The sequence below is a fragment of the Shewanella sp. S23-S33 genome (genome assembly GCF_043359565.1).
Taxonomy (GTDB): domain Bacteria; phylum Pseudomonadota; class Gammaproteobacteria; order Enterobacterales; family Shewanellaceae; genus Shewanella; species Shewanella oncorhynchi.
This window is the reverse complement of the sequence record NZ_JBHFFD010000012.1, coordinates 81767-103220: the sequence shown is the minus strand read 5'-3', so window position 1 is coordinate 103220 and position 21454 is coordinate 81767. Positions and strand designations below refer to the sequence as shown.

At 46.8% G+C, this 21454-nt stretch carries 18 protein-coding genes; 4 read left to right on the top strand and 14 right to left on the bottom strand.

Going from position 1 to position 21454, the window contains the following annotated elements; all coding sequences use genetic code 11:
- Window positions 1-246 precede the first annotated feature (246 nt).
- From cydD to cyaB, 3 genes are all read left to right on the top strand, one after another.
- On the top strand, window positions 247-2169 hold the full coding sequence (cydD, locus tag ACHA99_RS03070; protein WP_393940972.1) for a cysteine/glutathione ABC transporter permease/ATP-binding protein CydD: 1923 nt from the start codon (window positions 247-249) through the stop codon (window positions 2167-2169).
- Window positions 2166-3917, top strand: a complete 1752-nt coding sequence (gene cydC / locus ACHA99_RS03065) for a cysteine/glutathione ABC transporter ATP-binding protein/permease CydC (RefSeq protein WP_393940970.1) — start codon at window positions 2166-2168, stop codon at window positions 3915-3917. Before cydD ends, cydC begins: the two co-directional genes overlap by 4 nt.
- Before the next feature lie 91 nt (window positions 3918-4008).
- Entirely contained in the window at window positions 4009-4596 is a 588-nt protein-coding gene (cyaB, locus tag ACHA99_RS03060; RefSeq protein ID WP_393940968.1) for a class IV adenylate cyclase, read from the top strand.
- 323 nt (window positions 4597-4919) lie between these two features.
- On the opposite strand, the gene ACHA99_RS03055 is transcribed toward cyaB, so the two are convergent.
- From ACHA99_RS03055 to ACHA99_RS03030, 6 genes are all read right to left on the bottom strand, one after another.
- Entirely contained in the window at window positions 4920-5096 is a 177-nt protein-coding gene (locus ACHA99_RS03055) for a helix-turn-helix domain-containing protein (protein WP_006082937.1), read from the bottom strand.
- A 93-nt stretch (window positions 5097-5189) separates the two neighbouring features.
- The gene (locus ACHA99_RS03050; RefSeq protein ID WP_131524297.1) at window positions 5190-5933 is read right to left on the bottom strand and encodes a DUF599 domain-containing protein; all 744 of its coding nucleotides are present in this window, start codon (window positions 5931-5933) and stop codon (window positions 5190-5192) included.
- Window positions 5934-6241: 308 nt separating this feature from the next.
- Window positions 6242-9436: a bifunctional proline dehydrogenase/L-glutamate gamma-semialdehyde dehydrogenase PutA gene (gene putA, locus ACHA99_RS03045; RefSeq protein WP_393940965.1), complete on the bottom strand. Its 3195-nt coding sequence runs from the start codon at window positions 9434-9436 to the stop codon at window positions 6242-6244.
- Between the two features lie 257 nt (window positions 9437-9693).
- Window positions 9694-10245: a TIGR04211 family SH3 domain-containing protein gene (locus tag ACHA99_RS03040; RefSeq protein ID WP_212600477.1), complete on the bottom strand. Its 552-nt coding sequence runs from the start codon at window positions 10243-10245 to the stop codon at window positions 9694-9696.
- 224 nt (window positions 10246-10469) lie between these two features.
- Complete coding sequence (locus ACHA99_RS03035; protein WP_212600432.1) at window positions 10470-11759, bottom strand: inorganic phosphate transporter; 1290 nt, start codon at window positions 11757-11759, stop codon at window positions 10470-10472.
- 26 nt (window positions 11760-11785) lie between these two features.
- Complete coding sequence (locus ACHA99_RS03030; protein ID WP_105251552.1) at window positions 11786-12466, bottom strand: TIGR00153 family protein; 681 nt, start codon at window positions 12464-12466, stop codon at window positions 11786-11788.
- Between the two features lie 231 nt (window positions 12467-12697).
- Here ACHA99_RS03030 and ACHA99_RS03025 point away from each other — a divergent pair, with 231 nt between their 5' ends.
- A complete protein-coding gene (locus ACHA99_RS03025; RefSeq protein WP_393941042.1) occupies window positions 12698-14194 on the top strand; it encodes an inorganic triphosphatase in 1497 nt (498 codons plus the stop codon).
- A gap of 83 nt (window positions 14195-14277) precedes the next feature.
- Here the strand turns inward: ACHA99_RS03025 and ACHA99_RS03020 are convergent, their stop codons facing one another.
- From ACHA99_RS03020 to ACHA99_RS02985, 8 genes are all read right to left on the bottom strand, one after another.
- Window positions 14278-15102, bottom strand: coding sequence for an ion transporter (locus ACHA99_RS03020; RefSeq protein WP_105253058.1), 825 nt, complete (start codon window positions 15100-15102; stop codon window positions 14278-14280).
- A gap of 155 nt (window positions 15103-15257) precedes the next feature.
- Window positions 15258-15587, bottom strand: coding sequence for a hypothetical protein (locus tag ACHA99_RS03015; protein ID WP_028761837.1), 330 nt, complete (start codon window positions 15585-15587; stop codon window positions 15258-15260).
- Between the two features lie 101 nt (window positions 15588-15688).
- A complete protein-coding gene (locus tag ACHA99_RS03010; protein ID WP_028761836.1) occupies window positions 15689-16342 on the bottom strand; it encodes a hypothetical protein in 654 nt (217 codons plus the stop codon).
- Between the two features lie 164 nt (window positions 16343-16506).
- Window positions 16507-17196, bottom strand: coding sequence for a PspA/IM30 family protein (locus ACHA99_RS03005; RefSeq protein WP_393940961.1), 690 nt, complete (start codon window positions 17194-17196; stop codon window positions 16507-16509).
- A gap of 11 nt (window positions 17197-17207) precedes the next feature.
- The gene (locus ACHA99_RS03000; protein WP_105251554.1) at window positions 17208-17621 is read right to left on the bottom strand and encodes a YjfI family protein; all 414 of its coding nucleotides are present in this window, start codon (window positions 17619-17621) and stop codon (window positions 17208-17210) included.
- Between the two features lie 78 nt (window positions 17622-17699).
- Window positions 17700-19424, bottom strand: a complete 1725-nt coding sequence (locus ACHA99_RS02995) for a polyamine aminopropyltransferase (protein WP_028761812.1) — start codon at window positions 19422-19424, stop codon at window positions 17700-17702.
- 4 nt (window positions 19425-19428) lie between these two features.
- Entirely contained in the window at window positions 19429-20328 is a 900-nt protein-coding gene (locus ACHA99_RS02990; RefSeq protein ID WP_113939026.1) for a DUF350 domain-containing protein, read from the bottom strand.
- 13 nt (window positions 20329-20341) lie between these two features.
- Window positions 20342-21313, bottom strand: a complete 972-nt coding sequence (locus ACHA99_RS02985; protein WP_105251557.1) for a hypothetical protein — start codon at window positions 21311-21313, stop codon at window positions 20342-20344.
- Window positions 21314-21454 lie beyond the last annotated feature (141 nt).

The following is a 21454-nucleotide window of genomic DNA, read 5'->3' as shown; positions in this document are numbered from 1 at the left end:
CTACCTAAGTTTTTTAAATCAGGCTAGTACTAGGTAAAGTTCCGTTAACTCCTAGATTTATTTATCTTTAGCTCGTTTTTGTGAGTCCGCTAGCAAAAGTCTGTGATAGGGTTTCATCTGTTGTAGATGCCTGCGATACTGCGTCCCTATCGGAACTTTTTAGCTGTTGCAAGCCCCTTAAACTGAATTGTTATCGATAGTCGATCCCCACTACGAGTCGCTTAATTGTTTTCTTGTTGGAGCACCATGGATAAGTCGTTAGAAAAATCCCTTCTTGTTTGGCTTAAAGCCCAGAAAAAAGCCTGTGGCCTGTTCCTTAAATTGTCGTTATGGCTTGGGATGATAAGCGCCGTCGCTATGGTGGCGCAGGCTTATATTATCGCGACGATTCTGGATGGCGTGATCATAGGGCAAGTTATACCGCTAACTGACAATGCCCAAACGATCAGTTCCAGCGTGAGTATTGATACCTATACTCCTCATTTTATTGCACTAATCGCCTTGATGTTACTGCGTGCTTTACTGGCTTATGGTCGTGAACGCGCCAGTTTTGAGGCGGGTAAGCGCCTACGTGGCCATATCCGCGCGGCAGTGATGGATAAGCTGACTAAGCTAGGGCCAGCGTTTATTAAAGGTAAACCCGCAGGCAGTTGGGCCAGCATAGTCTTAGAGCAAGTCGAAGATTTACAAGATTTTTATGCCAGATACCTTCCGCAAATCAGCCTCGCTGGGTTTATTCCCATACTCATTTTAGCGGCGGTATTCCCGATTAACTGGGCGGCAGGCTTAATCCTGTTAGTCACAGCGCCCTTGATCCCTATGTTTATGATCTTAGTTGGCATGGGCGCTGCCGATGCTAACCGCAAAAACTTCAATGCTCTAGCCCGTCTAAGTGGTCATTTTATGGATAGATTAAAGGGCTTAAGCACGTTGAAACTTTTTCACCGTGGTGATGCCGAACTTAAGGTGATCGCGAGTGCTTCAGAAGAGTTTCGTAGCCGCACTATGTCGGTGCTGCGGATGGCCTTTTTAAGCTCGGCGGTCTTAGAGTTTTTTGCGGCGGTATCGATAGCTGTGTTGGCGGTTTATTTTGGTTTCAGCTATTTAGGTCACTTAGATTTTGGCTATTATGGCGCCCATGCCAATATCAGTGCGAGTGTTAATCCTGAGTTTGGCGGCATTCCTTTCAGCCTATTTACTGGGTTGTTTATTCTGATCTTAGCTCCTGAGTTTTATCAACCGTTGCGCGACATGGGCACTCATTATCACGCTAAGGCGCAGGCTATAGGCGCGGCAGAAGCTTTGATTACCTTGCTCGAACATCCTGAACCTGAGTTGGTGGGACACGTCCGCATCAATAGCATAGAGACGCTGAGTGCCGACAATCTTGAGGTGTTCAGTGTCGATGGCATGCGCTTATTAGGCCCGTTGAGTTTTGAGTTAAAAGAGGGGGAACGCTTAGCCTTAGTTGGCCCGAGCGGAGCGGGTAAAACCAGTTTACTCAACGCCTTATTGGGATTTTTACCCTACAAGGGCCGTTTGCTGATTAATGGCCATGAGTTATCCGCATTAGACTTATCCCATTGGCGACAGCACTTAGCTTGGCTTGGACAGGAACCGCAGTTATTTCACGGCACAGTGCGGGATAACGTTGCCTTAGCCGACCCAACTCTGCCGGACAGTCAAATTTGGCACTTGCTGGCAGAGGCCAATATTAGCGAGTTCGTTAAGGCACAACCACTGGGTTTAGATGCGCCGGTCGGTGAGCAATCTTCCGGTCTATCCGTCGGCCAAGCCCAACGTATTGCCTTAGCAAGGGCGCTTGGGCAAAAGGCGAGTTTGTTTGTCCTCGATGAGCCCACAGCCAGCTTAGATAGCCAGAGTGAGCAGGCGGTGAGTTCTGCGCTGAATCGCGCCATGGCGGGTAAGATGTGTATTATGGTGACCCACAGATTAGATCAGTTAGATCAAATGGATACTATTCTTGTGCTCGATCAAGGCCTGATAGTACAGCGGGGCGATTACACCACTTTGCCTAACACGCTCGGCTTATTCCAAACTTTACTGCGTGAGAATGTTGAGTCGGTGGCGGATATTGAGCTTGTGTCTACAGAAATCGCGACGCCATCCACGACAAATGCCGAAGCCGCGAAAGGAGATGCCCAATGAAAGTGCTGATCCCCTTTATTCGATTGTTCTCGCGCCAGTGGCTAATGATGTCCGTGGGCTTGCTGCTGACCATTATTACTTTGATGGCTGGCATAGGTTTACTGTCACTTTCGGGCTGGTTTCTTTCCGCTACCGCGGTCGCGGGTTTGACAATAGTCACGGCACAGTCCTTTAACTTTTTCACTCCCGCTGGCGGGGTACGTTTCTTATCAATTGCCCGAACCGCTAGTCGTTATGGCGAGCGTTTAGCGACCCATGAGGCGACCTTTAAGTTGCTGACTGAACTTCGTGTTTGGGCGTGGCGTAAACTCTTGCCGCTAAGTGCTAAAAATCTGCAGGGGCTACGCCGTGGCGACATGCTCAATCGCTTAGTGGCCGATATCGATACCCTAGATCATCTTTACCTGCGACTGCTCACGCCTATGGCAGCATCCCTTCTGATGACGGGGCTCTTGTATCTGTTTCTTGCTTGGTTCGATGCCAAACTTGCACTGAGTCTTTGCTTATTCTTAGTCGCTGTTTGGCTGGTGATGCCACTGCTATTTTATCGCCTTGGACACGCGCCAAGCCGAACTATGCTCGAGACCAAGCGTCATTATCGGGTGCAGTTGTTGGATATGTTGCAAGGCCAAGCCGAACTTAGCCTATTTGGCGCGAACGACAGATTCAGGCAAAAACTGAATGATGCTGAAGTTGCACTTTTTCGCAGCCAAAGCGCGATGGCCAATATCACTGCTCTCAGCCAAGCCATGTTGATCCTCTCCACGGGCTCAGCCTTGATCATGATGCTTTATTTAGCCGCTCAAGGTGTGGGTGATGCCGTGCCGCCGGGCCCCATGTTTGCGCTTATGGTGTTTGCCACTATGGCCTGCGTTGAGATGATGATGCCGATCGCGGGCGCGTTTCAGCATTTGTCAGGCTGCGTATTGGCCGCAACGCGAATTAATGAAATCACCGAACAAAAGGCCGATATTCAATTTGCTGTCGATACTGGATTGAGGGCAAAGTCTGGCGCATTACAGATTGAAGATATCCACTTTGGTTATCGAGGCGATCAAAACGTGCTGCAAGGTTTGTCCCTTGAGATAAAAGCCGGGCAAAAAGTCGCGTTACTTGGGCCAACGGGTTGCGGTAAGTCGAGCTTATTGACGCTGATTACCCGAGAATGGCAAGCACAGCAAGGGCACATCAAGCTCGATGGTCATGCACTTTCAGAGTACAGCGAGCGCGGTCTTAGGGATGCGATTACTGTGATTAGTCAACGCATCTATTTGTTTGCGGGTACTTTGCGGGAAAACTTAGTATTAGCCTTACCTGTCACTGAGGGCGAGAAACGCACGGCCCACGACGCACGCTTGATTGATGTGTTACAGCGAGTTGGACTTGGCGCTTTACTCACGGGTGATAAGCCGCTGGATATGTGGATAGGTGAAGGTGGACGTCAGCTTTCGGGTGGCGAGCAGCGCCGTATTGGTGTAGCAAGAGCACTGCTGCGTGATGCGCCGCTGCTATTGCTCGATGAGCCAACAGAAGGGCTAGATAAACGCACTGAGCGGGAAATTTTAAGTTTACTATTTGAGTTTGCTCAGGATAAAACCTTGCTGATGATTAGCCATCGTTTAACGGCTATGGCGAAGATGGATCAAATTCATTTACTTGGTCAGGGGAAGATTATTGCGTCTGGTACTCACCAGAGCTTAATTGAAGACAGTGCAGAGTATCAGGCCTTGTACCAAAGACTCGCTTAAGGTTTTTGATTTAATCTTTTAGAATTAAGACGTTGGCGCTCAATATTATAAATAGCGATATATTTTACCCATTAAAAGCGGATATGAATCTATGAATCCTGCGATGCCAGAAGCATTAGCCCCACAAATTAATGCTCATTTTAATGGTAAGTTTGAGGTCGAGCTTAAATATCGCTTATTGGATCGCCACGCTTTTTTCGTTGCCTTACAAATGAGAAATCCCGAGGTCATGCTCGAAGATAACCTTGAGCATGACTGTTACTTTGATCTGCCATCACAATCACTTAAAGGTGAGCACAAGAGCTTGTGTATCCGTGAGATGCAGCCATCGGGGATAATGCTGTGGATAGTGAAAGGGCCAGAAAAAGACCGCTGTGAAGCCGTGAATATCACTGAAGCAACAAAAGCAAAAAGAATGCTGCAGACCTTAGGTTATGAGTGCGTACTAGAAATTAAAAAGCGCCGCAGTATCTATTTTCTCGGTGAATTTCATCTAACAATTGATCATATCGAAGGTTTAGGGAATTTTGCTGAACTCGCGATTATGACAAATGATGAAACCCTGTTGCCTAAGTATGAAGTTCAATTGCAACAACTCGCCGCTGACTTAGGCCTAAGTGAAGTGCAGCGGGAGTGGTTATCCTATCGGCAGTTGCAGCAGGCTTTAAATAATAAGTAATGGTTCAATCTTTTGGATTAACAGCTTGAGGCTTAATAGCTTAAAGTTTCATCGCTTAAATTTTATGGTTTGCACCGCTAAATTCGGCTAACCAATCCATCGCAACAAACCGCTATGGCTCAGTTCAAATCCCTTTGAGCGTCACTGTCCATATTGCATTCACAGTCTGTTTTAACTCGCTATCGACGACTTAAACTTAAACCGCGTACTTAAATTCGAGTATCACATTTCAATTCAAGCCACCTTTACAAATTCAAATTCAAATTCAAACGGCTTACATACTGATTATTCAGTTTTATTTGCCGTTAGTTACTTGATGCGTTTTAGCCTAAGCGTTGTGAAAAGGCGAGGTAGCGTTTAACTTCCGCTTCAGGGAATTTTAATTCGTCACCATCTTGAACACTTGAGAGTAAATTCTCCCGAGCGAAGCGTTTGATGGTCGCTGGTGTTTTATCTAGCATTTTGCACACTTCATCTAAGGTTAATAAGTTATCGCTCATGGCACTCTCCCAGTAATTCAATAGAAACATGACCCAAAGAGTATAGAACAATAATTCCAATCAAGATGACGCTAGCGGCCTAAACCGCCAAGGCTATGATTCTATTTTGTGGTTGCGGGCGGTTTCGCGCACTTGGCTCTCTATTTGGAGATGGCCCTTCGCTGCCGTGATCGCCAGAACGGCACGGGACTTGAATTCGCGGCGATATAAGGTTGCGACCACAAATAAGCTGGCCGAGATAAAGAGTATCGGGTGTACAAACCAGCACAATACCGCCATTGAAAAGTAATAGGCACGTAAACCATAGTTATAGGAGTGTGCCGCTTGATCTTGCACTGTCGCCATTTGTCTTGCATAGGCTTTGAGATTGTCATTTGAGCCATCGGTGTCCAGAGGACCCGCACCTATCATCACGTTCACAAAGCCGTATTGGCGCATTGACCAAGTAAACTGGAAGAAGGCCATCACAAAAATGCCGACTAACAGAGCTAACTTGACTTGCACCAGCGCATGATTCGGTGGCGTAGCGAAGGGAATCGTCGCAATAACACTTTCTAGTCGTTCAACTTGCGCAAATAAGGTCAGTACACCCGCAAGCACAAACAGCGTGGTCGAGGCAAAAAAAGCAATATTGCGCTCAAGGTTGGCCAGTAGTGCCGCATCACCCACGCGCACACCGCGGGTCATCACCTCAAGCATCCAGTAAATTCTATGCTTATGCAGACCACGGGCAATACAGTCGGTATCTCTCGCCTTGCTACGGGCAAAGGCGGTGTAGCCAGCCCAAGAAACGATAAACCACACCAATGCAGAAATATCTAACAACGAAAATGTCATAGCCACCTAATTTTAAAGTCAAAAGTAGAAATAAAAAATCATCAAGTCTAATTAGAGTGTGATTATGAGGGCTTTTATCAACGATGTGCAATCCCCTACAAGTGCTTTAAAATCAAGTCGATTAAAAATTTGAACTCGCTCGCAATAGCCCGATATTAAGGGATAGATATTTTATTCTGAGGGTTGTGAAGAAATCTCTTTGAGAGGTAAAAATTAGCCAATAAAAAAGCCAGACTCAGTCTGGCTTTTTTATTGTTATCGCGATGGCTAAAGATGCATCGCGATATTCTAAAGCAAGTTCAGTGTACTTATTCTTCGCTATCACCGAGTGACAGTAGGGTCGCATTACCACCAATAGCTGTGATGTTGTTGGTGCGAGTCTTTTCAGTCACAAAACGGGTTAAGTAGTGTGGGCCACCGGCTTTAGGACCTGTGCCTGACAGGCCTTGACCACCGAAAGGTTGTACACCCACTACAGCGCCGATTTGGTTACGGTTAATGTAGACGTTACCCACATTCACTTTGTCGGCAACTTCAAGGGCATGGCCTTCGTTACGGCTGTGGATACCTAAGGTTAAGCCAAAGCCTGTGCTGTTGATCTCGTTGATCACTTGGCTCAGTTCTGCTGCCTTGTAGCGAATAATGTGCAGGATTGGGCCAAAGTGTTCTTTCTCAAGCACTTTAATCGAATCGATTTCAACCGCCGTTGGCGAAACAAAGTGACCGTTTTCAGTGCCAGCAGGCAGCGGCATTTGCTTGATAAGCTTACCGACTTGCTTGATATGGTCGATGTGCGCATCTAAGTTGGCTTTGGCGGTGGCGTCAATCACTGGGCCTACGTCAGTTTTCACTGAGCTTGGGTTGCCAATCACTAATTCATCCATGGCGCCTTGCAGGACTTCGATCACGCGATCGGCAATGTCTTCTTGGAGGAAGAGCACGCGCAGCGCAGAGCAGCGTTGACCTGCGCTGGTGAATGACGATGAAACCACATCGTTAACCACTTGCTCAGGTTGAGAGGTAGAGTCCACTACCATGGCATTTTGGCCACCGGTTTCGGCGATTAATGGAATAATCGCGCCATCACGGTTGGCCAGTGTACGGTTAATCAGTTTTGCCGTGCCAGTTGAACCGGTAAAGCACACACCACCGATACGTTCATCGGCCGTAATTGCGCTACCCACTGTCGCACCAGTACCTGGTAGGAATTGCAGCACCTCGACAGGAATACCCGCTTGATGAGCGAGTTGAACCGCACGGTAACCAATAATTGAGGTTTGCTCCGCGGGTTTTGCGATGACGGTATTACCCGCCGCTAATGCCGCAGACACTTGACCGAGGAAGATGGCCAATGGGAAGTTCCATGGGCTGATACACACGAATACGCCGCGGCCTTGGAGGAACAGTTCGTTCAGCTCTCCCGTTGGGCCAGGAAGCAGTTCAGGTTTTGCCATCATCTTCTTGGCTTGTACTGCGTAGTAACGACAGAAATCAACGGCTTCACGTACTTCGTCGATACCGTCTTGAATGCTCTTGCCCGCTTCACGGGTGCACAGGGCGATCAATTCTTCGCGGTTTTCTTCTAATAAATCGGCCAATTTTTGCAGTGCAGATGCACGGGTTTCCACTGGTGTGCGTGCCCAAGAGGCAAATGCTGCTTCAGCAGACACGACGGCTGCTTCGATTGCAGCTTTGTCGGCGAAGGCGACTTGACCTACGGTTTGGGTAGTGTCGTATGGGCTAACAACCGTTTTATGTTCGCCAGTTAAGGTTTTACCGTTAACCAGAGGGCCCGCTTGCCATTGGGTATTTTTAAACTGTTCTAGTGCCGCGAAAAATGGCTCAGATTCGGAAATGATGTTCATATTGAGTCCCTTGGAATTTTTGCGATCGCTACCGAAAATATCGGCAGGTAAAACGATTCTGTTGTTAGCCAGGGTTTTGTAACCCGTCAGTGTTGTTAGCGGATGTACCACTAATGACTCGATGGGGGTTTTAGGATCCACCAGTTTGTGGACGAACGAAGTATTCGCGCCGTTTTCCAGCAGACGACGGACTAAATAGGGCAGTAGATCTTTATGCGCACCGATAGGCGCATAAATACGTACCGCTTTAGCACCGGCTTCAGCCAAAATCGTGTCGTACAGCTCTTGTCCCATGCCGTGTAAGCGTTGGAACTCATGGTTACGATCGCCCGCCATATCGGAAATTGCCGCAACGGTTTGCGCATTGTGGCTAGCAAATTGTGGGTAGATAGCACCGCGGGTCGCATCCGATAACAAGTAACGGGCGCAGGCGAGGTAAGAAACGTCAGTACCGGCTTTGCGAGTGTAGAGTGGATAAGCGGCTTCGCCAGCTTGTTGCGCCCACTTAAGTTCGCTATCCCAATAGGCGCCTTTAACTAAGCGAACTGGGATTTCATCCCCTTGATCTTTCGCCAGACGCGTTAACCAAACCAGTACGGGCAGGGCACGCTTAGAGTAGGCTTGTACGACTATGCCGAGTAATCCCCAGCCTTTAGTTGCTTCAGAGTTAAACAGTTTTTGGAACAGTTTTAGTGATAACTCGAGGCGATCGACTTCTTCAGCATCGATAGATATACCGATATTTAAGCCACGTGCCAGCTTAATCAGGCGAATCACTGTGTCGTACAGTTCAGTCAAGACGCGGTCTTCATTGGCCACTTCGTAACGTGGGTGCAATGCCGACAGCTTGATGGAGATTGTTGGGCGCGGTGATTCATTTTCGTTATAGCTTTGAGCACCGAGCTCTGTGATCGCATTGGCGTAATCGGTATAGTATTTCTCGGCATCTTTGCGAGTTAACGCCGCTTCGCCCAGCATGTCGTAGGAATGGGTATAACCTAACTTACGTTTGTCTTCGCTGTTTTTTAGGGCTTCTTTCATGTTGCGGCCCAGTACGAACTGCTTACCCATGATCTTCATCGCTGCCATCATGGCTTGACGGATCACAGGCTCACCCAGACGATTCACTAAGCGGCTCAGCAAGTTGCTTGGGGTACCATCGAGTTTTTTATCAAGTTTAACGATTTTACCTGTGAGCATTAAGCCCCAGGTCGATGCGTTAACCAGCACTGAGTCACTCTTGCTCATGTGCTCATCCCACTTAGCGCCTGAAAGCTTATCTTCAATCAGCGCATCGGCAGTGGCCGCATCGGGAATTCGTAGTAAAGCTTCGGCTAAACACATCAGGATAATGCCTTCTTGTGTTTCTAAGCTGTACTGTTGCAGGAAGGCATCTATGCCGACCATCAAACCTTTTTTATCGAATTGACGAACCTTATTGACCAGTTCGTGGGCACGACGAGTGACGCGCTCTATGGCTTCATCACTTGAGGGAACTAGTTTGATCAGCTCTGACAAGTATTGTTCTTCATCGACAATGTAGTTGTCGCTGACTGCTTTGAACAGTTCGTCGAGATTGGCAGAATCGTAGCGGCCTGCCAGCACTTCACTCGCTTTGAACATAGTTATCGCTTCCATCTTGGCCGTTATTGGGGCGCTATTGTTGAAACAAATTGGGAGGCGCCAAACGCATTTGATATTTTGTATACAATATGAAGGTTTGCGCGCGCAGATTATACAACCAAAATGTGACGGACAACACTATAGCGTGAAAGATTGTGAAGCTTGTTTGATTAGCTTGTTAATAAGTCGATGTAACGCTTGATTGACAAAAAAGCCAGTGTTTGAAAACACTGGCTTTTGGAAGGTAAATTAAGACTTGTTGTGTGTCAGACTCACATCCAACGTTTTTTATTGCGACGTTGTGGTCTAGGTAAATACACTAAAATAATGCCTAGGATTAAGCCCATGCCAGCGATTAAGCCACCTTGGCGCCAAAGTTCAAAACGTTCGTCTTGAGCGGTGCGATCTACCGCATTTTTCAGTTGATCACGTTCTTGAGTCGTTTTAGCTAGGGTGGTTTCTAACTCGCTTAGTTTAGCCTTTAATTCGAGCAGTTCGCCGGCATGATTATCCGTTGAACTTGATACTTCTGCTAACTTAGCTTTGGCCTGTGCGAGTTCAGTTGTTAACGCAGGGACTTGCTCACGGAAACTTTGAGTCGAACTGATCAAGTTGGTTTGTACCCAACCTTCACGGCCTTTATGGTCGATTATTTTGGAGTAATCACCTTGAGTTTCGTTGAGCAGTGTCACAGGTTGACCCGCTTCAATTGATCCAACAATTCGAAACTCAGTACCAGGGCCACCTAAAAGATACAGAAACACGTTATCCGAGATGTAGCGGGATTGGCCTTCGGCCAGCAGGTTGGAAGACAGCAAGATCATTCCTACCAGAGTCAGGAGTCTAAACACTTTTGTATTCTCATCAACGAAATAGTCTGCACATGCTAGGGATTTGAGGCCTGTAATGCAAGAGGGAAGTCATAGACTTCCCTCAACTTTACGGCATCCATGCTATGACCATTCCAATTTAATTCAATCTTTCCTACGACCTTCTAGTCCTAGGCGCTAATACTGCTTAATGTCAGCAACACATTTAGCGAGACTTCTTAATTAAAAATACCTTTAATCATATAGAAGAAGATGATTGATAGGCCAGCACCTGCTGGTAGGGTCACAACCCAAGATACGACGATATTACGTACCACACCAATGTTAATCGCTGCGATACCACGGGCCATACCTACACCTAATACCGCACCTACTAAGGTTTGTGTGGTAGAAATAGGTAAACCAGTGCTAGAAGCAATAACTACAGTTGTTGCCGCGGCTAATTCTGCCGCAAAACCACGACTTGGCGTCAAGTGAGTGATGTTTTTTCCGATAGTTTGCATAACGCGCTGACCAAAAATCGCCAGACCCATCACAATACCTACGGCACCCAAAGGTAAAATCCACCAGACTAGAGGTGATTTCGCTGCAATCTCACCACCGCTATTGACGACAGAAACAACCGCCGCTAATGGACCAATCGCATTTGCTACATCGTTTGAACCATGGGCAAAAGCCATACAACAAGCTGTCAGAACCATCAGGATCGCAAACACTTTTTCAACGTTTTTGAACTGGGTTTGACGATCTGCTTTATCACTCATTTGTAAGCGTGAAATGGCGATTTTACCTAAGATACCAACTACAGCTGCAATAGCACCTGCGAGTAGGTAAGACTCGGTAACTGAGAAATGCAGACCAACATGGGATAAGCCTTTCATAATCGTCATTAATGACATGATGAAACCAGCAAATGCCATATAGAAAGGTACGAAACGCTTAGCATTACTCAATGGATCGTCAGTGTTGAAAATGAGTTTTTGAGTGCTTTGGAAGAGGATGAATGCCATAAAGCCCGAAATAGCGGGGGTTACGACCCAAGAGCCTACAATCCCGCCCACTTTATCCCATGAGACTGAATCTGCACCAACACCCACGGCGGCGAAACCAATAATGGCACCGACGATGGAGTGAGTCGTTGATACCGGCCAGCCAAGGGCCGATGCGACGACAAGCCAAATACCTGCTGCCAACAATGATCCTATCATGCCGTAAACCAGCAATTCAGGAGTCGCAGTGAAATAGCTAGAATCAATAATACCGCTACGAATTGTATTGGTAACTTCGCCCCCAGCTAAAAATGCGCCGGAAAACTCAAAGATCATTGCGATAATAATCGCTTGTTTAATTGTAATTGCGTTTGAACCTACAGAGGTTCCCATCGCATTGGCGACGTCATTCGCCCCAATACCCCATGCCATGAGAAAACCAAATGCAGCCGCAATGGCAATAAGCCACGGGCCATTGGTGACTAAGACGTTAGCCACCTCAATACCTGCATCAACCATATTGATACCTTGATAACCTTAATTTGTTAAACGCGAGCCAGCATAAGCTCAAGACGCGAACCGACGCGTTCGGCAAGATCTGCAAGACCACCGACCCATTCAATCGTTTTGTAGAGGAACATCACATCGACAGGATTCAATTCAGATTCCATAGCGAATAACTGACGGCGTAACTGAATTTGTAGATCGTCAGTATCTTCTTCGATGATATCGAGTTCGTTGATCATTTTTGCCACTAAGTCGACTTCACGGCCACGGAAACCTGTTTCTAACAGATCTTCGAGTTCATTAATGACTTGTTTTGCTAGTGCTACCGCATCGATACAGCGTTGTAGATAAGCAATAAATGGGACTTGCATGACCTGAGGGATTAACAGCTGACGGCCGATAACACGACCGGAAATATCTTTGGCTTTGTTGGCTATCTTGTCTTGTTGAGTTAAAAGTTCCAATAAATCTGTACGTTCTACTGGCATAAATAAACCGCTTGGCAGAGTAAGGCGGATTTCACGTTTTAGTGAATCTGCTTGCTTCTCGGCTAAACTAATTTGCTTACGTAATTGAACTGCACTGTCCCAGTTGCCTGTGATAGTGGCTTCGAAAAAGGGGACGAGTAACGATGCGCAATCGTGTACTTTGTCCATGTGCTCTTGAAGAGGCTTAATTGGCGATTTTGCAAACACGCCCAAAATAGAGTTTACTGGCATTGCCGTTTACCTATTTAGATTGTTCCATTATTGGAAAAAGCGGGCGCATGTTAACCTATGCGTCCGCGTATTGAAACTGTGTTTTTTCAGAAAAAACGACAGGTTTATTCTAACGGGTTATATACCAACTGCAAAACCAAATCCTACGGGATTTTTATGACACATTTGTGACATTATGAACTAAAGATGACGCATCGATGAATATTTGATGACAAAATGAGCGGTTACGCAATGAATGCTGAGATTGAATTAAAACTGTTTTTCCTGCCGATATATCAAGAATCCCTGATAAATAAGTTAGATAGTCTCGATAATGCCGTACCTCAAGGTCAACGTCGTTTGGCGAATGGTTACTTCGATACCCCTGACTTGCAATTACGTCAGTGGGACATGGGATTGCGGGTGCGCGGTTACGATGCGCACCGAGAGCAGACCATAAAAACCGCAGGACAAGTCGTGGGCGGCATTCATTCGCGGCCCGAATACAATGTGACTATCCAATCCGATAGCCCAGACTTAAGTCTATTTCCTACCTGCATTTGGCCCGCTGATGCCGATTTAGCGGCAACGCAAGCTCAGTTGACTTGTATATTTCACACCGATTTTTATCGTCGCGCTTGGCATGTTCAGATTGATAATAGCGTGGTCGAAGTTGCGTTAGACATAGGTGAAATCACCGCAAATGGCCAGCAAGAAGCCCTGTGTGAGCTCGAGTTTGAACTCCTCAGTGGCGATACTGAGGCGCTACTTAAGCTGGCGATGCAAGTGGCGAGCGTTGTGCCCGTGCGTTTAGGTAAGGCCAGTAAAGCGCAGCGGGGCTATCGATTGGCGGGTAAGGCTAAGCCGCTCGATTTAAAAGCATTGGAATTTCTGCCACTGGCCGAGTCACACGATTCTTCTTTACTGGATTTAAGTGCAAACTGCCAAATCCTGCTTGAAACCGCCCTTGAGCGCTGGCAATTATTAGAGAGCATGATCGCAGAGGAAAGCGACCCTGAAGCCTGTGTGGTACTATGGTGGCGGATGCGCGCCTGTATTCGTTTGCTGCGCATGACCTTAAATCAGTTCGAATTATTGAATGTGACACTGTCTAGCCAATTTATGCTGATTGAAAAGCAGCTCGATTTTATTGAGCAGGCACAGGCGTTGACCGCCTTGCTTGGTAGCCAAAGAGGCTTATTTGCTAAACTTGGCCAACACGCCCAAGTTAAAGTGCGACTTCTGGTGCAACTGACAGAGATTAATCTGACGGGACGTTTACTCTCCCTATGGCAACAGACCGAATATGGTCAATTACAGCTGGCTATTGTTGAACTGTTGCTAAAGATCAGTGCTGGTGAAGTGGACATCACCCATCAGCCTAGCTTACGCCAGCATGCCGATCGTGCTCAGCAAGCTTCTTGGATGGCGATAATTGAGGTCATGCCACTTAATAGCGTCATGACAGCGGCGAATTATCTACAAGTGGCCACAGTGTTGGATGCGAGCATTCTTGTGGGTCATGCCTACGGCAGTTTATATGAGGCGAAATCACGGGACGCATTTCGTGCACCTTGGCAAGATCTCGCGCTTGGGATTAAAACTTTGGCTTGTTATCGCGCCTTACAGGATGCGAGTCGGGAGTTAGATATCAATTTAGCTGAGTGGCTGGAAGACAAGCAGCAGAGTTTGTTGTTTGCTATGGAATCGACACGCCGTAACGCGATGCAACAGCAGGTCTACTGGTAATATTACTTTTTATCGCTGATAAACGGAAAAGGCTCAATCTATATTAGATTGAGCCTTTTCATTAGTCCGTTTTCGCAACAAAGTCAGCTATTTTTTGTTTCGATAGCCTGCTTAAGTTCCGCAATTTGAGCCAGCATTTGCGCTTGATTTTGTTCTATTTTTTGTTGGTTCTCTTCCATTCTCGCTAAGGCTAATTCAAGCTCTGATTTGATTTCGGCTTTATGCGCATCTTGGCGTTCTTGACGTTCAGATTCATCTGGCGCGACAAATACCGATGCCATATAACCTGAAATCACACCAAAAAAACTCACACCGCTGACAATGACCACGCCACCTATGATGTGGCCTGCTGTGCTTACAGGATAATAATCGCCGTAGCCGACGGTAGAGATAGTGACTAATGCCCACCAAATCGCTTGCTCAGCGGTCTGGATATTGGCGCCTTCGGTGCCGCTTTCGACGATGAGCATAATGACGGAAGCTAATGTCAGAATCGTCACCATAGCAACCAGTAGACTGGCTAAGGTGGCTTGTTTACGTTGTTTTACCAGTGGGAGCAGCAGTGAGCGACTCATGCGGATCAGGCGTATTACCCGTAGGATTTGAAAAAGCCGTGCCATACGTAGGGCTTCAATCGCCGGAATACTGGCAATAAAATCAATCCAATGGTGTTTAATGAAAAAACGTTTATCGCGAGCACGGATCAACCCAACAAAGAAGTTGATCATAAAAATCATACAAATACTGGTATCGACAAAGAAGAGCAAGCGGTAGGTTTCGCTATCTAGGCGGCCGAAGGTCATGACAAGTACTATGATCACCGACAGCAAGGACAATAGCATCATCGCCATTTCGAATGGAGAAGGAGTGCCAAGGGTGCGAAGCGACCATGGGGTTTTATCTGTCATGCCAAACATGATCCCTGTTAAGTGCGGCGAATATCACTACTAAAGTAAAAGACTTTAGGCTGTGAGTAAATTGACTGAGTTAATAAAAGGGCTATATATCGATTAATCGCGCCAGCCAATGGTAAAAAGGGTTGGCGCTTGAGTTCAGCGTTGCTTTAGGTTTCATCAACAAAGTGGACTAAATCGTCGAGTACGCGGCGTTTAATTTCTAGCTGTGAATCGGCACTTAAACCATATTTCTCTGCCAGTTGCACATAGTCATCTGCATTGAGTGACACGGTAAGACGCGGACGCGTTGGCCGTTTCGATACGCTAAGACCTAAAATAGTGCGAATTTGATCAGAAGGGCTAACGCCTGCATCTAACGCGGCTTTACGAATAGAGTATTGAAATTTTTCATCGAGATCGAAGGCAACCTGTGTCGCCTTAGCGGCTTGTTGGTTCTTTAACCATTGCTCGGGCAGAGGGTGTTTGGTTTTACTCATGGCGTATTACCTATTGCTATCAACCGTTTCTAGCGCTTATCTGTGAGATTGTATTGGGATTATTGATAAAGTGCGAGCACGCACTTTATCTTATTTTCGTGTTATTTCGCCGGCCAGTATTCCCGAATATCCGTTAGCGGGCGATATAGGGTCAAGACGACATCGGTATCACCCCCTTCGTAGACTTCCACTTCGACGGCGCAGCTTTCATTGTCATCAAGTAATAAATAGTACTCAAAGGGCTCACCTGTGGCGCCATTGGCATCCTGTGGCGGCTTTTGGCCACGATAATCCTGACGATGGAAATAGCCAAAAGCGGCAAAAGTCACTTGGTGGTATTGTTTTCCAAGCCATTGTTCAAGTTGTTCAGCTAAGTCGGCCGGTAATACTTGCGTAGTTAACTCGGCATGACCCGGTTCCTCGAACAGGGCGCTGAATTGCTCGAGATCGAATAATTGCTCCACTTGTGCGCGGGAAACCTTAATCGAAAAGGCGAGATAGGTTTCGTCGTCTTCTTCAATGCTCAAAAAGAGAGTATCGCTACCATGTCCCTTGAGTAACCACTCGGAGTGTTGTTTACGTTCAGACTCGTAAGTATGTACGGCTTCGACTCTTAATTGTTGACCACGGAGTTGTGGTGGCAGGGCAAAACTATCATCAATTGAGATCATGTCGCCGACATTGAGCTGGGACGGGTGATTGAGCTCGCGCTGTGGCGGGGCTTTCTTACCAAAAATACTATTGAAAAATCCCATAGTGACTCCTGCTGACTATGCTCGCGTGCGGCCTAATATTGATTGGCTGCGGATATTCACGGGCAATAGTGGTCATTTTTATTTAATGAGGATGAAACAAAAAAATGCCGAGGTCAGTAGGGGGTGATGATCCCACTGAGACTCGGCATTCGGTCAATCATTGCTTAGCTTTTACGTGCTTTGATTCGATCTAGCACTGCATTTGCGTTTGACTTTTGCTCACCAATACCCGCTTCGGCTAGTTTGGCTTGCAACGTCTTATCACTGTTTTCATCGGCTAAGGTTTCAGCCGCTTTTAAACGGTCGTCAAATTGTTGCTGACGTGCCTTGATACGTTCTAGTGAATCTTTAGCGTTCAGCAGTTTAGAGTTGCTTGAAGCAAAAGAGTCGGTAATCGTTGCCGTGGCTTTTTGAACGCTTTCGGTGGTTTTAACCATGCTCAACTGACGTTGATAATCAGACAGTTGGCGTTCGGTTTTCTTCACTAAGTCTTTCAAGCGTGCAGCATGGGCGCTAAAGCTGTCGTTGGCGCTTTGTTGCTCAGACAACTCTTGGTCTAACTGAGCAATCTTTTCAGCAATTTCAATCGCTAAGGCTTCATTGCCTTTGTCCAATGCTTGGGTTGCATAACCTTCGTGTTCTGCAATCGAACGTTTCAGACGGTCGATTTCACGGCTGGCTTGCATTTCTTTTGCCATGACATCGGTCAGTTCACGTTTAGCATTGGTTAAATGCTTTTCTGCATCACGGATTTCCTGTTCGAAAATACGGGTTGAGTTTGCGTCAACGATGCTTTGGCCAACTTCGGTGGCACCACCGCGAAACGCTGTTAAAATTTTATTCAGAATGCCCATTTTGTGGCTCCTTATTTCAGATAGTCGACCAATTCATCAATAACTTCTAAACAGTTATCAGATAAAACTGCTAATTCTTGCTCGATTTCGAGCATGCTAGATTGTAGTGATAGCGCACCGTAAACCACGTATTTGTCATCAATTTTTGCAAAAGCTGACAAGGGCATTGGAATGTTGAGCTCTAGCATGGTTTCAAACATTTCACTGCGACGTTCTTGATTTACTTCGTTCTCGCCCCACAGGTAGCTGATGCAAAGTACTTGGTTGTCCGTTACCGATACAAATACCGGGATTTCTTCACGGCCGACCACATTCACTTGCAACACTTCGACTTCACCATCGATTGGATAACAATCAAATTGAAAGCCAGTTTGGCTGTTGTTGCCAAGACTGTTGAGGTGATTGGCAATGGTATGGATATTCATATTTGTCCTTATTGACATATTATGTCTGTGTTCAAAGATAGCACCGAGACATAATATGTCAAGTACTATCTCATCCTATTAAAAAAGATCCAGTCCTTGATTCTCGGACCAATCTTGCAAATGGTAGTGATACAGCTGCAATGAACCCAATTCATTGGGTTTTATGTTGGCGGCATCTTGATAAAAATTGGCTGGAAACTCAAAGGCGCCATCCACTAAACCTAAAGTGAGCCAGTCATCTTTGATGGGCAACTCAGTTAACTTCGCTAATCTGTGTTGTGCATCGAGTCCGCCTAAGGTTGCAATACTCCAGCCCCATTCGCCAAAACTGGGCACATTATGATGGTACTGCTTGACGTCAAATCCCGCCAATGCCAAGGTTTTTGCTACCGAAATAAAGGCCTTAGGGGCATGGTAAGGCGATGTCGACTGTACAGTCAGAGCGCCATCACTGCTCATAAGTTCCTTTAATTTACGGTAGAAATAGTCCGAATACAGCTTATTAAGATCGGGATGGCTCGGATCGGGCAAGTCTACGATAATCGCATCGTATTTCACGCCTGTGGCAATCAGTTTATCGACACCATTAAATGCATCGTCGTTGATCACTGTGACACGGGGATCGTTCAGTGCGTTGCCATTGAGCGCCAACATAGCGCGACTGAGACTATCTGGCATATCTGTATCGGGCGATTTAAATAATTGCACTAGGCCCACATCGAGATCGAGCAGCGTGACTTGTTGAGGTTCCCAGCGCAGTACTTGTTTTAGACCGAGTCCATCACCGCCGCCAATGATCAGCACCTTGTTGTGACGGGCACTGGCCGCGAGCGTAGGATGAACGAGAAACGTATGGTAGATGTGCTCGTCTATGCTAGAAAATTGTAAGCGACCATTGATGTATAAAGCATAAACGGGCGGCAGACCGTTACCGCGCAACCGCTCGGTGAAGGTCAGCTGTTGGAAACGTGTCGCCTTGGCGTAAACCACTTTGTCTTTATAGAGCAAATTATTGAATTCTTGCTCCCAGCGTGGGCCGTGGATTGCTAATACGAGTAAGACACCAGTCACGATAAAATGCCCACTCAAAAGCAGTTTAGGGCGGCGGATTTTAGGCCAGAATCGCCAAATAAACACAAAACCTGCCAATAGATTGAAACTGGCGGTTAAGGCTGCGGCGAGTTGGATATCGATGGCGAGCATAAAGCCAACCCAAATGGCGGCACCTATGCCTGCGCCTATGTAATCAGCTCCGTAAATGGTGCCCGCGTTATGCAGTAAATGCTCGTCGGAAAGGGATTGGCGAACCCTAGCAATCAGCGGGATTTCCATACCAATCATCAGGCCCAATAACACACCCCACACATAGGGTAAGTATTCGCTGAGTTTTTGCAGCGAGCCTATCATGCCACCTTCGGGCAGTTGATCTGGCGGTAAACCTAAGGTGTTAGCAATGATCAATGGTAGTTGTTGACCAAAACCAATCACCGCTGCTGTGATTAAAATGGCGAGTGAGCCACAGAGTGCAACTGTGAGTTCTAAGATCACAAAACCGGTAAAGGCATCACGGATCTTACGCGCGGCGAAGGCACCTAGTCCCATGGAGACAATCATTAAGCCTATCATGGTGTAAATGGCGGCTTCTAATGCGCCTAAAATGCGGCCCGCATAGTGGGATAAAAGATATTCGTAGATCAGGCCGCAACCTGCTAATACGGCCATAATGCCCAATAAGAGAACATCGTCGAACCAACCTAGGCGGCTAGGTTTAGCCGCCGAGGGAGTTAAGCTAATTTCTTGCATTCGATTAAGCCATAAGTGCCGTAAGAATAAGTGCGATAGCGATACTGATCGCCATTTCTACTGCGGCGATACCGATATTGTGTTGTCTTTCCACTTCATCGGCTAAATCGATACGGGCTAATACCAGTTTCTTCACGACGAACAGCAGTAAGGAGAGTGCGATCAGCATAATGACTGAGAACACTAACCAACCGATCACGTTAGTCACATAAGCCGTTGGATTATAAATAATAAAGTGACTTGCGGCATTAAAGCTCAGTGCCATAGCAATCATGTAACCCGCATGGCGTAGCGCTAACGCTGTATGACCTTGGGCTAAGGCTTGCTGCATAGACGAGTCTTGGTTGCGGCTTGCGAAACGGTTTTCACGCCAGCGCGTGAGTAGCACTAACATCAACTGCGAAATCGCAAAGGCGCTGAAGATGGCAATGAAGGTATCGACCGTTAAATCTTCTGCCCACAGCAAGACGGAGCGAATGATAATGGCGGTAGCAATAGCAACGCTAGCATCGACGATAGCGACGGACACATTACCTTTGATGATTTGCTCGTTCTTATCAAACTCATTTAGCGCTATTTTATCGTGGAGAAAACGGCCGAGTTTAATCAGTACTAAACCGAATAAACCATAGCAGCTCATGCCAATCGCTTCGGTAAGATAAGAGTGTGCCGCAGCGCCTGTGATAGCGCCTGTAAGCACTATGCCTAGGGCGGCAACTGCGCCAGCGGTACTTATGCCAAAGGCAAAGTTATCCCGCTCTGCCAGCTCCTTACTGCTATTGACCTTTACACTCCAACCTTGCAAATAACGCATTAGCGTTAGCAAAATCACGGCTATGGTGAGATCGATAGCCAGAATGATGGCTAGCTCTGGTGTGATACCGAAATCCTGAAATAATGTCATTGGAAATCCTTAGTTACTTGCCCCGGCGCACACTGCGGGTCGTGCGATTGCTGGAATTGCGGAAACTGCTGTCTTTAGCATAGTTAGATCGAAACTTACTGTTCGAACTCTTGCTCGCACTTGTCGTGCTGGCCTTAGGTGCGCTGGTACTTTCACGGGATAACGCCGTGCCACCAGTTCGCGGTTTAGCATAAGGGCTGTCAAAGCGCTTGCCTTGTGAGTCGAAACGTTTTTTCGTTTGTTCGAAGGTCTTATTTTGCGCATCCGCTTGTTTGGGTGAGGTATAGCGATAACGACCTACGTCATTGTAATAGCTATAACCTCGGTTACCCGACCAACGATCGTAGGAAACTGGGCGATTGAAGACATTCGAAAACATCGAATACATGCCATACCAAGCCCAAAACGAAGTGCCGCTCGAGTCGGTTTGCCAGTTACCGTAAGAGGGATTGCCGACCAGTTGACTACCAGGGCCGAAATCTTCACCGCCATTGGCTAATGTTGCGGCCTCACGGCTAATCGCATTTACGCGAGCCAGTTTGCCGTCGGACATATCGGCGACCACGTTGACGGGATCAGACAACATATCGTTAAACAGGCTGGGATCTGCAGCTTGATAAAGATTTTCTGCTTCGGCCAGCTGTTGATCGAGATCAGCAAAGTTACTTGCCACTTTTGATTCATCTAAACGACGTTTTAGCGAGGTATACATGGGACCTTGGGTACCAGAATCCTTTGCTAATTCATCGAGTAAGGGCGCTAAATCGGGTTTCTGTTGCTTTAGCAGTGTCGTGTATTGTTTTAAGAGATTAGCGTTACGCAACTGGCCGTCATCGATCATCGTCGTGAGCGTAGCGAGACGTTGCTGTGTGAGTTGTTGATACTTCGCGATTTTATCCGGTCTGTCATCGCCACAACCCGTCAGCGATAGCGAAACGGCTAAAAAAAGTATCGATGTGAGAACACGGGTTAGCATTCCTGCCATGTTTTCTCCAAAAGGTAATGAAATAAAACTCAAATACTTGCAGGCAATAATAATCCGCTTGCCCAATATGCCTGCCGCGCAGGTTATAGTACCCTTAAATGCCACAGATAAAAGTGTAAACCTTTATTTGTGTGTTACATC

Coding starts and splice junctions, on each gene's coding strand:
- ACHA99_RS03015 (WP_028761837.1), bottom strand. CDS start 15,587: ATGAGTAAAACCAAACACCCTCTGCCCGAGCAATGGTTAAAGAACCAA.
- ACHA99_RS02985 (WP_105251557.1), bottom strand. CDS start 21,313: ATGGCAGGAATGCTAACCCGTGTTCTCACATCGATACTTTTTTTAGCC.
- ACHA99_RS03020 (WP_105253058.1), bottom strand. CDS start 15,102: ATGACAGATAAAACCCCATGGTCGCTTCGCACCCTTGGCACTCCTTCT.
- ACHA99_RS03055 (WP_006082937.1), bottom strand. CDS start 5,096: ATGAGCGATAACTTATTAACCTTAGATGAAGTGTGCAAAATGCTAGAT.
- cydC (WP_393940970.1), top strand. CDS start 2,166: ATGAAAGTGCTGATCCCCTTTATTCGATTGTTCTCGCGCCAGTGGCTA.
- ACHA99_RS03050 (WP_131524297.1), bottom strand. CDS start 5,933: ATGACATTTTCGTTGTTAGATATTTCTGCATTGGTGTGGTTTATCGTT.
- ACHA99_RS03000 (WP_105251554.1), bottom strand. CDS start 17,621: ATGAATATCCATACCATTGCCAATCACCTCAACAGTCTTGGCAACAAC.
- ACHA99_RS03025 (WP_393941042.1), top strand. CDS start 12,698: ATGAATGCTGAGATTGAATTAAAACTGTTTTTCCTGCCGATATATCAA.
- ACHA99_RS02990 (WP_113939026.1), bottom strand. CDS start 20,328: ATGACATTATTTCAGGATTTCGGTATCACACCAGAGCTAGCCATCATT.
- ACHA99_RS03010 (WP_028761836.1), bottom strand. CDS start 16,342: ATGGGATTTTTCAATAGTATTTTTGGTAAGAAAGCCCCGCCACAGCGC.
- putA (WP_393940965.1), bottom strand. CDS start 9,436: ATGGAAGCGATAACTATGTTCAAAGCGAGTGAAGTGCTGGCAGGCCGC.
- ACHA99_RS03035 (WP_212600432.1), bottom strand. CDS start 11,759: ATGGTTGATGCAGGTATTGAGGTGGCTAACGTCTTAGTCACCAATGGC.
- ACHA99_RS02995 (WP_028761812.1), bottom strand. CDS start 19,424: ATGCAAGAAATTAGCTTAACTCCCTCGGCGGCTAAACCTAGCCGCCTA.
- ACHA99_RS03030 (WP_105251552.1), bottom strand. CDS start 12,466: ATGCCAGTAAACTCTATTTTGGGCGTGTTTGCAAAATCGCCAATTAAG.
- ACHA99_RS03005 (WP_393940961.1), bottom strand. CDS start 17,196: ATGGGCATTCTGAATAAAATTTTAACAGCGTTTCGCGGTGGTGCCACC.
- ACHA99_RS03040 (WP_212600477.1), bottom strand. CDS start 10,245: ATGATCTTGCTGTCTTCCAACCTGCTGGCCGAAGGCCAATCCCGCTAC.
- cyaB (WP_393940968.1), top strand. CDS start 4,009: ATGAATCCTGCGATGCCAGAAGCATTAGCCCCACAAATTAATGCTCAT.
- cydD (WP_393940972.1), top strand. CDS start 247: ATGGATAAGTCGTTAGAAAAATCCCTTCTTGTTTGGCTTAAAGCCCAG.